This is a genomic window from Rhizobium sp. SEMIA 4085, from assembly GCF_013004495.1.
In the GTDB taxonomy this organism is placed as follows: domain Bacteria; phylum Pseudomonadota; class Alphaproteobacteria; order Rhizobiales; family Rhizobiaceae; genus Rhizobium; species Rhizobium gallicum.
On the sequence record NZ_JABEPH010000159.1, the window covers coordinates 1 to 12764 of the forward strand.

Below are 12764 nucleotides of genomic sequence, written 5' to 3' on the forward strand. Positions count from 1 at the left end.
TCCCAGCGTACGCGCGATTGCAAGTCCATCGGCGACAGCTTCCATAGCTTCAGGGGATCGTGAATGCGCATCAAAAAACGCATCTGCTGTTCCTCGTCAGTGATCGAGAACCAGTATTTGACCAGCCGGATGCCGGAGCGCACCAGCATGCGCTCGAATTCGGGCACATCGTTGAAGAATTGTTCCACCTCGTCTTCGGTCGCAAAACCCATGACGCGCTCAACGCCGGACCGATTATACCAGGACCGATCGAACAGCACGATCTCGCCACCGGCCGGCAGATGTGGCACGTAACGCTGGAAATACCATTGGGTTTTCTCGCGGTCCGAAGGAGCCGGCAGCGCGACCACTCTCACCACGCGAGGGTTGAGCCGCTGCGTGATGCGCTTGATCACGCCGCCCTTGCCGGCCGAGTCGCGTCCCTCGAAGATCACGACGACCTTCTCCCTGTGATAGGAGACCCAGTCCTGCAATTTGATCAGCTCGGCCTGCAGCGCCAGAAGAGCGCGGAAGTAATCGACACGCGGCATCGGGGGCGGATGCGACGTGCGATAGATCTTGCGGATTTCTTCCGACAGCGCCGGTTCGGAGAGCTCGAGTTCGTAGTCCTCGTCGAGCGTATCGGCCAATTCGGCTTCCAGCCAGTCTGGTTTATCGAGATCATCCTTTGACGTACCCATATCTCTCTCCGATGTGCCCCCATCATGCCACGCATCGCCATTTATCTCATGCCAGCATGACGGCATTTTGAAGCCATAGTAGCGCCATCCCCTCCTGCAGCATGACGGAGCGATTACACCAGGTAATACGTTGCGGGAGAGCTCGAACTCTTCGAAGGACCGTGCGCTTGATGAGCTCGATATAGCAAAATACAGGCGTGCGTGAAGAACGCGTCAGGATAGCGCGCTGTGCCTTAAAGACGACGATCCTCGCGTCATTCCGTGCGTTTTCCCTTACCGCAAATAGAACGCAAATATCACCGTCGGCCACGAGGCGGCACGCGCAAGTCGGTCGCGAAAGTCAGTGGTTTGAGTGGCCGGTCGGCGACTTCCTTGCGGCCCACGGATTCGCGATAAGATCTCCGGCGAATTCCTAAATTTGACGCATGATGCTTCGACGTTCATTCTCCGTCCATGATCAGCGGAGTACTTCTGGATCTCGCTGGCGTTATCTATGACGGCGAGGAAGTCATACCGGGCGCTACCGATGCTGTTGCGCGCTTGCGCGAAGCCGGCCTACTCATCCGGTTCGTGAGCAATACGACACGCTCGAACAAGCAGGCGCTCTTGCAGCGACTTGCAGGACTTGGACTTTACGCCACAAGCGATGAGCTCTTCACCCCGGCGCAAGCCGCGCGCGAGTGGCTCGATAAGCACGATCGATCGCCATACCTGTTGGTTCATCCCGATCTTGCGCTGGATTTCCACGACCTGGCAGGAGGGCCACAGAAGGCTCTTGTTGTCGGCGACGCCGGCGAGGCTTTCGATTACCAGACCCTGAATGCCGCATTTCGCGAGCTGGTCACGGGCGCGGAATTCCTGGGGCTCGCGCCAAACCGGACGTTCCAGGATGTTGACGGTAAACTCAGTCTCGACGCGGGCGCATTTATCGCGGCGCTGGAGTTCGCAAGTCAGAGGCGTGCCACTATCCTGGGAAAGCCGTCGCCCGAATTCTTCCTGTCCGCGCTCGCCAGCATGAACTGTCCGAAAGCAAAGGCCGTCATGGTGGGCGACGACGCGGAAACGGACGTCGCGGGTGCCTTGCAGGCCGGACTTTCCAAAGCAGTGCTCGTCCGTACAGGCAAGTATCGTCGCGGGGACGACACACGATTTCAGCCTTCGCCAACTGTAACGGTCGACGATATCTCTGCAGCGGCAGACTGGATTCTCGCGGCCCGCAATATTTAATGGAGGCCGTGGCGATACATCGCCGCGGCAGCCGCTGAGCGACGTCAGCTGAAGCTTCCTGTATGGGCATGGGAGGTCCGCCCTTGCGTGGTTTCATTGACGACTTCCTGCAGCCGAGTTCTGCGCAGCGCCCATGGTTGGTCTTTGCGCTTCCCTGACACTCTATATTTTCCAGCAATGACGGTCGCGTGCTGCGAACGCACATGTCTTTTGCAGTCGAATAGAGGGCAGCCTGATGAGTTCATCGCCGTATGGCCCCGACCCTCGCAAGCACCTCGCCAGGAATCCCATAGCGTGTGACGAGGTCCCGGTCGTTGCGGAGTCCGCAGATCTCCCGCTGAATGAACAATGCCCAAACAGCCTCCGAGGCGTCATTCAAGAGGCCTTCTCGATCAGCGGTGCGATTATCGCTCTTTGTCGAGGCGGCAAGTTTTGCAAGTGCTGCCTCGACTTTGCGGCCTTGGCGACCAAGTGCATCGGCTCGCTCCGAGGCAAGTTCGTATTCCAAAGGGCTGAATGCGGAATTCGGCCGATCCGAGAACGATCGTGGTGGTCTGAAGCTCACGAGGTGCCTTTCCATATTGCGATGGGCAAGCTCTGCCGTCAGCTTGCGACGGTTCTGATATCCTCCTGATCGAGCGAGCAACACGACCTTGGCCAATCGCCGACTGCCGCCAGCCCTGACTTCGTCAGCTCCGAGCGGCGGCAGCGGATTGATGCTCGGAAGCGCAAAGAGGAACAGTTATGCCCCACGGAAGTTTGGTACTTCATGAGGCGAGATCAAGAGGAGGAGACTGTGTGGACAATCTCGATTGGCGCTATTTTCATCATATGCGGCATACTCCTCCTGTGTCGGGAGGCTCTCGGCCGACGGCCTCTCAGCGACCCTCACCAATCATCCCTTAGCGGGCGGACACTGGAACCTAGAAGCCAAGGGGTTCGATTTCTGGGATTGACGAGGAACTGGCTGGGTATGGGTTTGATCGCGGCCGGAGCAGCGTTCCTATTGCTGGTCGCATTCACCTAGTGCGTTTGTCGATCGGCATGGTGAACGGCCACACGTTGCAAGGCAATCATGGCAAGGAAAGCGCGCGCGGTGAAGTGAGTGGGCGCAGTAGTGGCAAGTCAGGTGGCAAAAGCCGGTTTCCGGCGCGTCGATCCTGAGCATGCTGAATGGCTCCACCGATACGGAAGAACCATCCGCAGCTGCCCCACCAGCCTGGCAGAATGGCGGTAACGGCCGGAAAAATCGATAAGAAGAGCAGGCCGACGGCACCATAAACCGGCAAAGGTGGCCGTGACGCCGGCCACACGCCAAAGGCCAAGGCCCGTTCAGTCGATGTCCTTCAATGCGTCGAGCGGGCCGGCCAGCGCCGTGCGGGGTTTGATAAGTTCCGGCCGGATCATGTGAACGGTTGGTGCAGGACGCGGCTCTTCCATGACCTCGAACGCCTTTGCCAGCATGCTCTCGATATCCTGCCTTATCATGATCACGGGAAAGGGCAGGAAAGAGGCGAAGGGATCGTAGTCGTAGCAGCCGACTACCATGTCGGAGAAGGTCTCGTGCGGATGACCAGCCATGAAACGGAGGAAACCTTCGAAGTTGATGGATGAATTAACGAAGAGAGCGCGCGGCAGCCGGCCTTCCCGCTCGTAGAACGCTTCGAAGGCCAGGCGCGTGTTGTTTGGCGAATAGCCCGTTGTTTGAATGCAAATATCGGGATCGCCTGCGAGCAGGTCGCGTTTGACGGCGCGAAAGCCGCGGATGCGCTCGTGGCTCGCATGGTCATTGCGGCCGCCGAAGAGGTAGAGCTCTTCGGGTGCAAGGGGCTTATCTGCCGGGAATTGGCGGATGATCGCTTCTGTCAGCATCCGCGCGCCCTCGTAGTTATCGCTGATGACGGAGGGAACCTTGCTGCCTGGAAGATCGATGTTGATGTGCTTCAGCCCCGCTTTCTCGCAGACCTCGTGTACGCCGTCTGGATCGGTCGCGCCGCAGATGAAGAGCTCATCGATCGAATAGGAAATGAGCGTCGCTGCCGTTTCGCGCTCTTCCTGGGGATCGCGGCTGGCGCTGACGACGATGGGGCACTGGCCCTTGCTGCGCACGTGCGCCTCAAAAGTCTGGGCCATGGAAGAAAAGTAGCGATTGTCGTGGACCGGCAGCAGCAGACCCACAAGGCCGGACCGGGAACTGCGTAGTCCCTGGGCCTGGCGATTTGCTGTATACTGGTACTTCTCTGCAAGTTCGCGGATCAGTGCGGCGGTCGCTTCCTTGATGCGGCGCTTGCGCCAAGTGCCGTTCAGCACGGCGCTGACTGTCGAGGGCGAGCTGCCCGACAGCACCGACAGATCGTAGATCGTCGCCTTCTTCCTCATGGCGTTCTTCATTCAAAAACCCTCGGATTTTCCTTAGTGCCGATTTCGAAGCGGCGAAAGGCGTTTCCGCTTGACGAAAGTATAACTCTGACCGATAGTCTTTGCACTATCGATTGTGCAAAGAGAAATATCGATTGTGCAACCTAGTGCCGCTTGAGGAGGCGGCTTCGAAGGGAGGCGGGAATTCACATTCTTCGCCAGTTACTTGCAACGGGAGGCCGGCGGTCTTCAGCAGGCCCTGTGCCCATCTCGAAACGATGGAGGAGGAACAAAATGAGGAAATTGCTTGTCGCCGCATTCGCGGCTTCGCTGTCGCTGGCAGCCGCTTTGGGCGCCTTGGCGCAGGAGCCCGGTAAGGTCGGTGTCGTCGTCAAGATCGGCGGCATCCCGTGGTTCAATGCGATGGAGGCCGGCATTAAGGAGAAGGGAGCCGCGCTCGGTATCGATGCCTTCATGATTGGCCCGACCAGTGCCGACCCGGCGCTGCAGGTGCGCGCCATCGAGGATCTCATCGCCCAGGGCGTCAAGGTGATCGGCGTCGTGCCCAACGATGCGAAAGTGCTGGAGCCGGTTCTCACCAAGGCCAAGGAAAACGGCATTATCGTCATCACGCATGAATCACCCGGTCAAAAGGGCGCGGATTGGAATTTCGAACTCGCCTCGGCCAACGGCTTCGGCGAAGCGCATGCCGAGCTTCTTGCAAAGAAGATGGGCGGCAAGGGCAAATATGCAGTCTTCGTCGGCTCGCTCACCGTGCCGCTGCACAATGCCTGGGCCGATGCGGCGATTGCCTATCTCAAAGAGAAATATCCGGAGATGGAAGTGGTCGGCGAGCGCTACGGCGTTGCTGAAGATGCCGACAAGAGCCGGTCGACTGCGCTCGATCTGATTTCGGCCAATCCCGACCTCAAAGGCTTCCTCGCCTTCGGCAGCCAGGGGCCGATCGGCGCCGGCCGTGCCGTGGAAGAGCGCCGCAAGGTTGGCGAGATCTTCGTACTCGGCCCCTTCTCACCGGGCCAGGGCCAGAAACTTATTAAAGCCGACGCGATTTCCGGCGGATTCATGTGGAATCCGAAACAGGCCGGCGAAGTCTTCGTGACGCTCGCCGACAAGCTCATGAAGGGCGAGGAGATCAAGGCGGGTGACGAGATCGAAGGCCTTGGGAAGATCAATCCGACCGGAAATGATATTATCGTCGACCAGCTCGTGACCATCAACAAGGATACGGTCGACGAACTCGCGGCCATGGGCCTCTAAAACCTTTCGAAGGCACCTCCCAGACCGCCGGGCTGGCTGCGGCTGGCTCGGTGGACTGCGAGCATGGCCGGCGGACCATTACGGCAGGCGCGATATGGAATCTCCAACTGGCGCAGACGTCCAACGACCTCTGTTGTCGATGAAGAACATCAACATGACCTTCGGCGGTGTGCGCGCGCTCCGCGACGTCTCCTTCGAGGTGCGGCCGGGCGAGGTGCATTGCCTCGCCGGTGAAAACGGCTCCGGCAAGAGTACCCTCATCAAGGTCATCACCGGGGTCTATCGCCCGCAGGCCGGTGCTGCAATCGAATATGACGGACAGCGCTATACGCATATGTCGCCAGTCACAGCGCAAGCCTCCGGCATTCAAGTGATCTGGCAGGATCTCGCGCTCTTCCCGGAAATGTCGGTGGCAGAAAACATCGCTTTCCACACTGTCCTCGGCCATCGCCCGCGCCGGGTCGACCACAAGGCCATGCGCGACACCGCCGAACGTGTGTTGGCGCGCCTCGGCGTTACCCTCGACGTCGATCTGCCGCTGCGCGAATATGCGGTCGCCCAGCGGCAGATCGTGGCGATCGCACGAGCCTTGGTCGGCGAGGCAAAGGTCGTCTTCATGGACGAGCCTACTGCTTCGCTGACGCAGTCAGAAACCGACCATCTGCTTGAGATCGTCCGTAATCTTTCCGCCTCGGGCGTCGCCGTCGTCTTCGTCAGCCACCGACTGGCCGAGGTGCTGGAAATATCGCACCGTATCACCGTGCTGCGCGACGGCGGGCTTGTCGGCGTCTATCCGGCCGAAGGCATGACGCAGTCGCGCATCTCCGAACTCATGACCGGCAAGATTTTCGACCACGCCGTGCGCGCCCAATCGCATGATGGGGCTGCGCCTGTCATTGCGGTTGAGGGGCTGACACGACGCGGTGAGTTTAGGAATATCTCCTTTTCCGTCCGCCGCGGCGAGACGCTCGGCATCACCGGTCTGCTGGGTGCCGGCCGCACGGAACTGGCACTGACGCTCTTCGGTATGCGCCGTCCCGATCGCGGCACCATCAGGCTTGATGGCAAGCCCGTGCGCTTTTCCTCCAATCGGGATGCGATCGCTGCCGGCATTGCCTATCTCTCCGAAGACCGCCTGTCGCTTGGGCTCATCCAGCCGCAATCGATTGCCGACAACCTGGTGATTTCCTCCCTGCGCAAAATTCTGTCCCACGGATTCATTTCGGAGCGTAAGAAGCACGGTCTTGCAGCCCGCTGGATTTCCGATCTTGGTATAAAGATTGGGCTGCAGCAGGATGCCATTTCGACTCTGTCGGGCGGCAACCAGCAGCGTATTGCCATCGCAAAATGGTTGGCGACCGACCCTAAGCTGCTGATCCTCGACGCACCTACGGTCGGCGTCGACGTCGGTGCGCGCGCCGGTATCTTCGACATCGTGGCACGGCTTGCGCAAAGCGGGCTTTCCATCATCCTCATCTCCGACGAGGTGCCCGAGGTCTACTTCAACGCCGACCGGGTGCTGCACATGGCGCAGGGGGAGATCGCCGGCGAATACGATCCGCGCGCGACATCGCTTAGGGACATGGAGGCTGCCGTCTATGCGTAGGCTCTTCCGCACCCATGCGACGGAGATCTGCCTGCTCGCCGTCATTGTTCTGATCGCCGCGTTTCTTGCCTTCGCCACGCCGCGTTTCTTTACGCTCGGCAATGCCTTCGACCTTTTGAACATCAGTTCAGTCAACATCATCTTCGCAGTCGGTCTGCTCGTCGTATTGATCGCGGGTGGCATAGACATCTCGTTTGCGGTGGCCGCCTCGGTCGTGCAGTACGTGACCGCTCTCATCCTCGGCCAGGTCGGTGGCGGAGGCTGGGCAAGCGGGCTGCTGATCGCCGGCGGCATCGGCACGCTGCTCGGCGCCTTCAACGCTTTCATCATCCACCGGTTCAAGATCATCTCGATCGTCGTTACGATCGCCACCTTCAATATTTACTTCGGTCTTTTGATGTTCTTCACCCGCGGCGTATCAATCTACACGCTGCCCGACTGGTGGACGGAGCGGATCATCCTCTACGAACGGGAGATGGCTGACGGCAGCTGGGCCGAAATCCGCCTTCCGGTCCTTGTCATGGCAATCTGCGTTGCGGCGACCTGGTTCCTGATCCGCCACACGACGACCGGGCGCCAGCTTTATGCCTTTGGCGACAATCCCGAGGGGGCGCGCCGCTTCGGAATCTCGATCGGCGCCATGCAGTTCATCGCCTTCGGCTGGTTGGGGCTCATGGCCGGGATTGGCGGATTGATCCAAGCACACTATGCCCAGGAAGTCGTGCCAAATGCGCTCTACGGCCGCGAGCTGGATGTGCTTGCCGCGGCCGTCCTCGGCGGCGCCCGCCTCGGTGGCGGCAAGGGCTCAGTGCTCGGCTGCGTGCTCGGCGTGCTGCTGATCTCGATCACCCAGAACGGCCTCAACCTGATGGGCGTTTCACCCTTCGCGTTCAAGATGATTATCGGCGCCATCATTCTCGTGGCGATCACACTCTCGAATTCCCGGATCGACAAGCTGCTTCCTATCCTGAAGACCGAGCGGAGGCGCAGATGACGACGCTTGTCCGGCGGACTCGCAACCTCCTGGGATCGGAAATCGCGGGATCGGTCGTCGCCTTCGTGCTGGTGGTCGTGATCTTCGGCCTCGCTTCGCCGCAGTTCCTGTCGCGGGCCACCTTCGGATCCGTTGCCTTCCAGCTTCCGGAGCTCGGCCTTCTTACTCTTGCCATGCTGCTGCCGATCCTGACGGGAGGGCTCAACCTCGCCATCACCTTCACCGCCAACATCGCAGGCCTCACCGTGGCTTGGACGCTGCAGGCCAACGGCGGCGTAGACGCTGGACCGGGATCCTTTCTGCTCGGCGTGGCGCTTGCGCTTGCCGCAGGTGCGGCAAGCGGCGTCGTCATGGGTCTTGTCATTGCCTATACGAAGGCTCACCCGATCCTTGTCTCGCTGTCGATGATGATCTTCCTGCGCGGGCTCGGCGAGTTCTTGACCCGCGGCGGGGACGTGTCGGGCTTTCCGGCCTTCCTGCGACCGTTCGGCCATGGCTCTGTGGTGGGGATTCCGCTGCCGCTCCTCATCTTCATCCTGTGCGTCGCGCTCTGGCATGTGCTGCTTTCGCGCACCAGGCTTGGCTTCAACACCTACATGATCGGCTCCAACATCGAGGCGGCGCGCTATTCCGGCGTGAACACACGCAGGGTCATCGTCCTTGTCTATACGCTGTCGGGCGCGATGTGTGCCGTCGCCGGTATCATCATGCTGGCACGCTTCAACTCGGTGCGCGTCGGCCACGGTGAGTCCTACCTGCTCATCACCGTTCTCGCCTGTTTCCTTGGCGGGGTAAATCCCTTCGGCGGCTTCGGCCGCGTGATCCCGGTCTTCGCAGCGCTGGTGGTACTCCAGCTCTTTTCGTCCGGGCTCAATCTTCTCGGCGCCAACCAGCATCTGGCGACGGCCGTGTGGGGTATCCTGCTCGTCGGCGTCATGATGCTGCGCTGGCTTGCCGGTCACTTCAGAACCGTTCTGCGCAGAAAGGAATGAGACGATGCAAGGCTTCGGCGTACATACCAGCATGTGGACAATGAACTGGGACAAGGCAGGCGCCGAAAAGGCGATCGCAGCTGCGGTGTCCTACAAGATGGACTTCATCGAAATTGCGCTCCTCAACGCACCCGCCGTCGATGCGCCACACACCCGCGCGCTTCTCGAAAAGCACAGCCTGCCGGCCGTCTGCTCGCTCGGGCTGCCCGAGCACGCCTGGGCGTCGGTGCGGCCGGAGGCGGCAATCGAGTATCTGAAGGTCGCGATCGACAAAGCGGCCGACATGGGCGCATTGGCGCTATCAGGCGTCATCTTCGGCGGCATTGGCGAGCGTACTGGTGTGCCGCCGACGGAGAAAGAGTACGACAATATCGCCCGCGCGCTGACGGCCGCCGCCAAGCACGCCAAGTCCCGCAGCATCGAGCTCGGCGTCGAGGCGGTGAACCGCTATGAAAACCATTTGATAAATACCGCAAGGCAAGCAGTCGAGATGATCGAGCGCGTCGGCGCCGACAATATCTTCGTGCATCTCGACACCTATCACATGAACATCGAGGAGAAGGGCGCTGCCACGGGCATCCTCGAGGCGCGCGAACATCTAAAATATATCCACCTGTCTGAAAGCGACCGTGGCACGCCCGGCTACGGAAACGTCCCTTGGGACGAGATATATACAGCACTTGCGGCCATTGGGTTCAAAGGCGGCCTTGCTATGGAGAGTTTCATCAACATGCCAGCGGAAGTCGCCTACGGTCTCGCAGTCTGGCGTCCTGTCGCCAGGGACGAGGCAGAGGTGATGGGCAACGGCCTGCCCTTTCTGCGCAATAAGGCGAGACAATATGGCCTGATCTGAGGCCGCAGGACGTGCGGCGCACAGGGCGCAAAAGGCAGAAAGGATTATGACCGACCGGGCGGTTGCAAACCTTGACTGGGGCAAGACGGACGTCACGCCGATGTCGTGTTGGACCCAGGTAATCCTCTCTAAACGCTGAGCCTCCCGAACCCGGTCCGGTCGGGAACCCTGGCGCCGGCACGATCTGGGCCGACAGAACGGAAGGAACTTCCAGATTGGGAGCTGGTCCTTCGCGATGAAGGTGGACGGCTGGTGGAGATGGATCCGCACCATGCTGCTATCGTCATACCGGATGCCGACGCCGGACGGGCGAACGCCGCTCACGCGCGCTGATGACTTGATATTGCGTTGCCATGAAAAGGCTGGCTTCGGATGTGAGAATATTCACTCATCAATTTTCCCAAGTGGACCTCTATTCGAAAAGACGTGCGACAGCAGTGCCAAAGTTGTTCTTTCCTCCGCTCCATTGCGCGCTAATTGCTTCAAATCAACCAGCCGGTAAGAAATGGCAAGCACCGCAGACTCCTCAAAACAAACTGGTAGCTCAAATCAGATTGGTGATCGCACTGCCGCCGAATCTGTGCAGCTGCCGAAGAGCGAAGGATTTCCAGCTGAAGGCGCGGAAGAAGAAACTGGGGCTCACGAGGGACCATCGGGATCTTCATCACCGCTGAAACAATCCAAAGAGGCTGTGAACCCTTCCTCGCCCTTTGCTCAAAGCGCACGCGCCATTCATGACCTGAGGGCCGCGCTCCGTCATGATTTCCGTGCGATTTTGCAAAGCAGCCCTTTGTGGATGAGAAAGGGCATCGGAACCATCGAGAAAAGACAACAGACGTCTGGCACTCGAACGCCCAATGAGAAGTTTCGGCGGCTGTCGGCGGCTTTTGCATCGCTTTCTTCCAAAGCCATGAGAGCCGGAATGACCGGCATAAAGAAGGCCCGTCCTCTGAAATTGCGGTCATGGAAAGGGCTCGTCGCGCTCCTTCCTTTGCTGGGCTTGCTGATCGTGGCCTCCGTTCTGACTTGGGCGTTGAAGGATGTGCCGTGGCAAGAGATTGCCGATGGTTCCATGAAGCCCGTCATTGTATTGGAAACGGCGGACGGCGAACCTCTTGTTCGGCAGGGCCCCTATCAGGGACCCTATGCAGGGTACGAACAATTCCCCCCTCACCTCGTGGATGCAGTCCTTTCAATCGAGGACCGCCGGTTCATGGATCACCACGGCATCGACCTGAAAGGCATTGCGCGCGCACTAATACGGAACTTTCAGGCAGGCTCGGTTGTCCAGGGGGGAAGCACGATCACGCAGCAGCTGATCAAGCTGCAGTATCTCGAAAGCGACCGAACGCTGAAGCGAAAGATCCAGGAACTGGTGATCGCGTTCTGGCTGGAATGGAAGCTCGGCAAGCAGGAGATCCTGACGCGGTACCTGAACTCGGTCTACCTCGGTTCCGGCGCTACGGGAATGCCTGCAGCGGCACGGATCTATTTCAACAAGGATATCGGTGCGCTCGATATTCCAGAATCGGCGATGCTGGCAGGCCTGCTGAAGGCTCCGAGCCAGTTGAACCCGATCGACAATTTCGAGGGTGCACGCCAACGCACGGCAACAGTGCTCGACGCGATGGCCGCCAACGGCAAGCTTACGCCGCAAGAAGCCGACGCCGCCAAGAATGAATTTGCCGAACTGCACCCGACGACACCGACGCCGCGCTCCGGCAGCTGGTTCGCCGATTGGATTTCGCCACAAGCGAGCGAGATCGCGGGCTCCTCTCCCGGCTCGACGACAGTGCGCACGACGTTGGTACCGCGCCTGCAGGAAATCGCCGAACGGGTGGTGAGACACGCGCTTGATGAAGAGGGAAAGGCTCGCGGCGCATCGCAGGCGGCGATGGTCGCCATGACGCCCGATGGCGCGGTTGTCGCCATGGTCGGCGGACACGACTACAAGACCAGCCAGTTCAACCGTGCCGTCACAGCCATGCGTCAGCCCGGCTCCACATTCAAGTTGTTCGTTTATTATGCTGCGTTGAAAAAAGGCCTTTCTCTGTCGGATCAGGTCCTCGACGGGCCCATTGAGTTAAACGGATGGTCGCCCCAAAATTTTGGGGGTGGTTACCGCGGCTGGGTTACGCTGGCGGAGGCTTTTGCTCGCTCATTGAATGCCGCCACCGCAGCCCTTGCCCAGGAGGTGGGACTGGACAGTGTCGCCGCGGCAGCCAAGGAGCTCGGCATAAACGCTGCCCTGACGACGGCACCTGCCTTGTCGCTTGGCGCTTCGGAGGTGAGTTTGCTCGATCTGACCGGCGCCTACGCATCGGTACGGCTTGGAAAGTCGCCCGTCGAGCCGTGGGGTATTATCGAATTTCAGGCATCTGGCCAGCCCAGAGGCTTCCGCGTGGGTGCGCAAGTGCCGGCGGCTATTGATCTCTCTCCGTATCAGCCGGACCTTCTGGCGTTACTGCAGTTGGTCGTTGAGCGTGGGACTGGCCGCGACGCCGATCCTGGCATGTTTGCGGCCGGCAAGACAGGTACCAGTCAGGACAACCGCGACGCCTGGTTCGTCGGCTTCACGGACGCCCTGGTCGCCGGTGTCTGGGTCGGGAACGACGATGACGCGCCGATGAAGGGGGTCACCGGAGGCGCACTTCCGGCTCGCATCTGGCGGGAATTCATGCAGGCGGCGATGGCTGAGCCTGCTCCGCAGATCGATCCGGATACAGGAATGATGACAAGCGAAGAGAATGCCGCACCGTCCTGCAACATCACCGCC

At 60.0% G+C, this 12764-nt stretch carries 11 protein-coding genes and 1 pseudogene; 8 read left to right on the forward strand and 4 right to left on the reverse strand.

What is annotated here, in order from left to right; translation table 11 throughout:
• On the reverse strand, positions 1–680 hold a 680-nt coding region (locus C9413_RS16955), incomplete at its 3' end, for a polyphosphate kinase 2 (protein ID WP_170250669.1).
• 453 nt (positions 681–1133) lie between these two features.
• Between C9413_RS16955 and C9413_RS16960 the strand changes: the two genes are divergently transcribed.
• The gene (locus C9413_RS16960; protein WP_040115522.1) at positions 1134–1907 is read left to right on the forward strand and encodes a TIGR01458 family HAD-type hydrolase; all 774 of its coding nucleotides are present in this window, start codon (positions 1134–1136) and stop codon (positions 1905–1907) included.
• Between the two features lie 241 nt (positions 1908–2148).
• Here C9413_RS16960 and C9413_RS33385 read toward each other — a convergent pair whose 3' ends face one another.
• Positions 2149–2472, reverse strand: coding sequence for a DUF6665 family protein (locus tag C9413_RS33385; RefSeq protein WP_040116580.1), 324 nt, complete (start codon positions 2470–2472; stop codon positions 2149–2151).
• A gap of 231 nt (positions 2473–2703) precedes the next feature.
• Here C9413_RS33385 and C9413_RS33390 point away from each other — a divergent pair, with 231 nt between their 5' ends.
• On the forward strand, positions 2704–2934 hold the full coding sequence (locus C9413_RS33390; RefSeq protein WP_040116581.1) for a hypothetical protein: 231 nt from the start codon (positions 2704–2706) through the stop codon (positions 2932–2934).
• Between the two features lie 46 nt (positions 2935–2980).
• Here C9413_RS33390 and C9413_RS33395 read toward each other — a convergent pair.
• Positions 2981–3181, reverse strand: a pseudogene (locus C9413_RS33395) (hypothetical protein); the annotation flags it as partial.
• Positions 3182–3239: 58 nt separating this feature from the next.
• Complete coding sequence (locus C9413_RS16965; protein ID WP_040115523.1) at positions 3240–4298, reverse strand: LacI family DNA-binding transcriptional regulator; 1059 nt, start codon at positions 4296–4298, stop codon at positions 3240–3242.
• A 261-nt stretch (positions 4299–4559) separates the two neighbouring features.
• Between C9413_RS16965 and C9413_RS16970 the strand changes: the two genes are divergently transcribed.
• The 6 genes from C9413_RS16970 to C9413_RS16995 form a co-directional block, all read left to right on the forward strand.
• Positions 4560–5543 (forward strand): autoinducer 2 ABC transporter substrate-binding protein, encoded by a 984-nt coding sequence (locus C9413_RS16970; RefSeq protein WP_040115524.1) that lies wholly within the window; start codon positions 4560–4562, stop codon positions 5541–5543.
• Positions 5544–5637: 94 nt separating this feature from the next.
• Positions 5638–7149, forward strand: a complete 1512-nt coding sequence (locus tag C9413_RS16975) for a sugar ABC transporter ATP-binding protein (protein WP_040115525.1) — start codon at positions 5638–5640, stop codon at positions 7147–7149.
• A complete protein-coding gene (locus C9413_RS16980) occupies positions 7142–8143 on the forward strand; it encodes an ABC transporter permease (protein ID WP_040115526.1) in 1002 nt (333 codons plus the stop codon). Before C9413_RS16975 ends, C9413_RS16980 begins: the two co-directional genes overlap by 8 nt.
• Positions 8140–9135, forward strand: a complete 996-nt coding sequence (locus C9413_RS16985; RefSeq protein ID WP_040115527.1) for an ABC transporter permease — start codon at positions 8140–8142, stop codon at positions 9133–9135. The genes C9413_RS16980 and C9413_RS16985 overlap by 4 nt, the downstream gene beginning before the upstream one ends.
• A gap of 4 nt (positions 9136–9139) precedes the next feature.
• On the forward strand, positions 9140–9988 hold the full coding sequence (locus C9413_RS16990; RefSeq protein WP_040115528.1) for a sugar phosphate isomerase/epimerase family protein: 849 nt from the start codon (positions 9140–9142) through the stop codon (positions 9986–9988).
• A 505-nt stretch (positions 9989–10493) separates the two neighbouring features.
• On the forward strand, positions 10494–12764 hold a 2271-nt coding region (locus C9413_RS16995), incomplete at its 3' end, for a PBP1A family penicillin-binding protein (RefSeq protein ID WP_246703769.1).

Coding starts and splice junctions, on each gene's coding strand:
- C9413_RS16970 (WP_040115524.1), top strand. CDS start 4,560: ATGAGGAAATTGCTTGTCGCCGCATTCGCGGCTTCGCTGTCGCTGGCA.
- C9413_RS16965 (WP_040115523.1), bottom strand. CDS start 4,298: ATGAAGAACGCCATGAGGAAGAAGGCGACGATCTACGATCTGTCGGTG.
- C9413_RS16975 (WP_040115525.1), top strand. CDS start 5,638: ATGGAATCTCCAACTGGCGCAGACGTCCAACGACCTCTGTTGTCGATG.
- C9413_RS16980 (WP_040115526.1), top strand. CDS start 7,142: ATGCGTAGGCTCTTCCGCACCCATGCGACGGAGATCTGCCTGCTCGCC.
- C9413_RS16985 (WP_040115527.1), top strand. CDS start 8,140: ATGACGACGCTTGTCCGGCGGACTCGCAACCTCCTGGGATCGGAAATC.
- C9413_RS16960 (WP_040115522.1), top strand. CDS start 1,134: ATGATCAGCGGAGTACTTCTGGATCTCGCTGGCGTTATCTATGACGGC.
- C9413_RS16990 (WP_040115528.1), top strand. CDS start 9,140: ATGCAAGGCTTCGGCGTACATACCAGCATGTGGACAATGAACTGGGAC.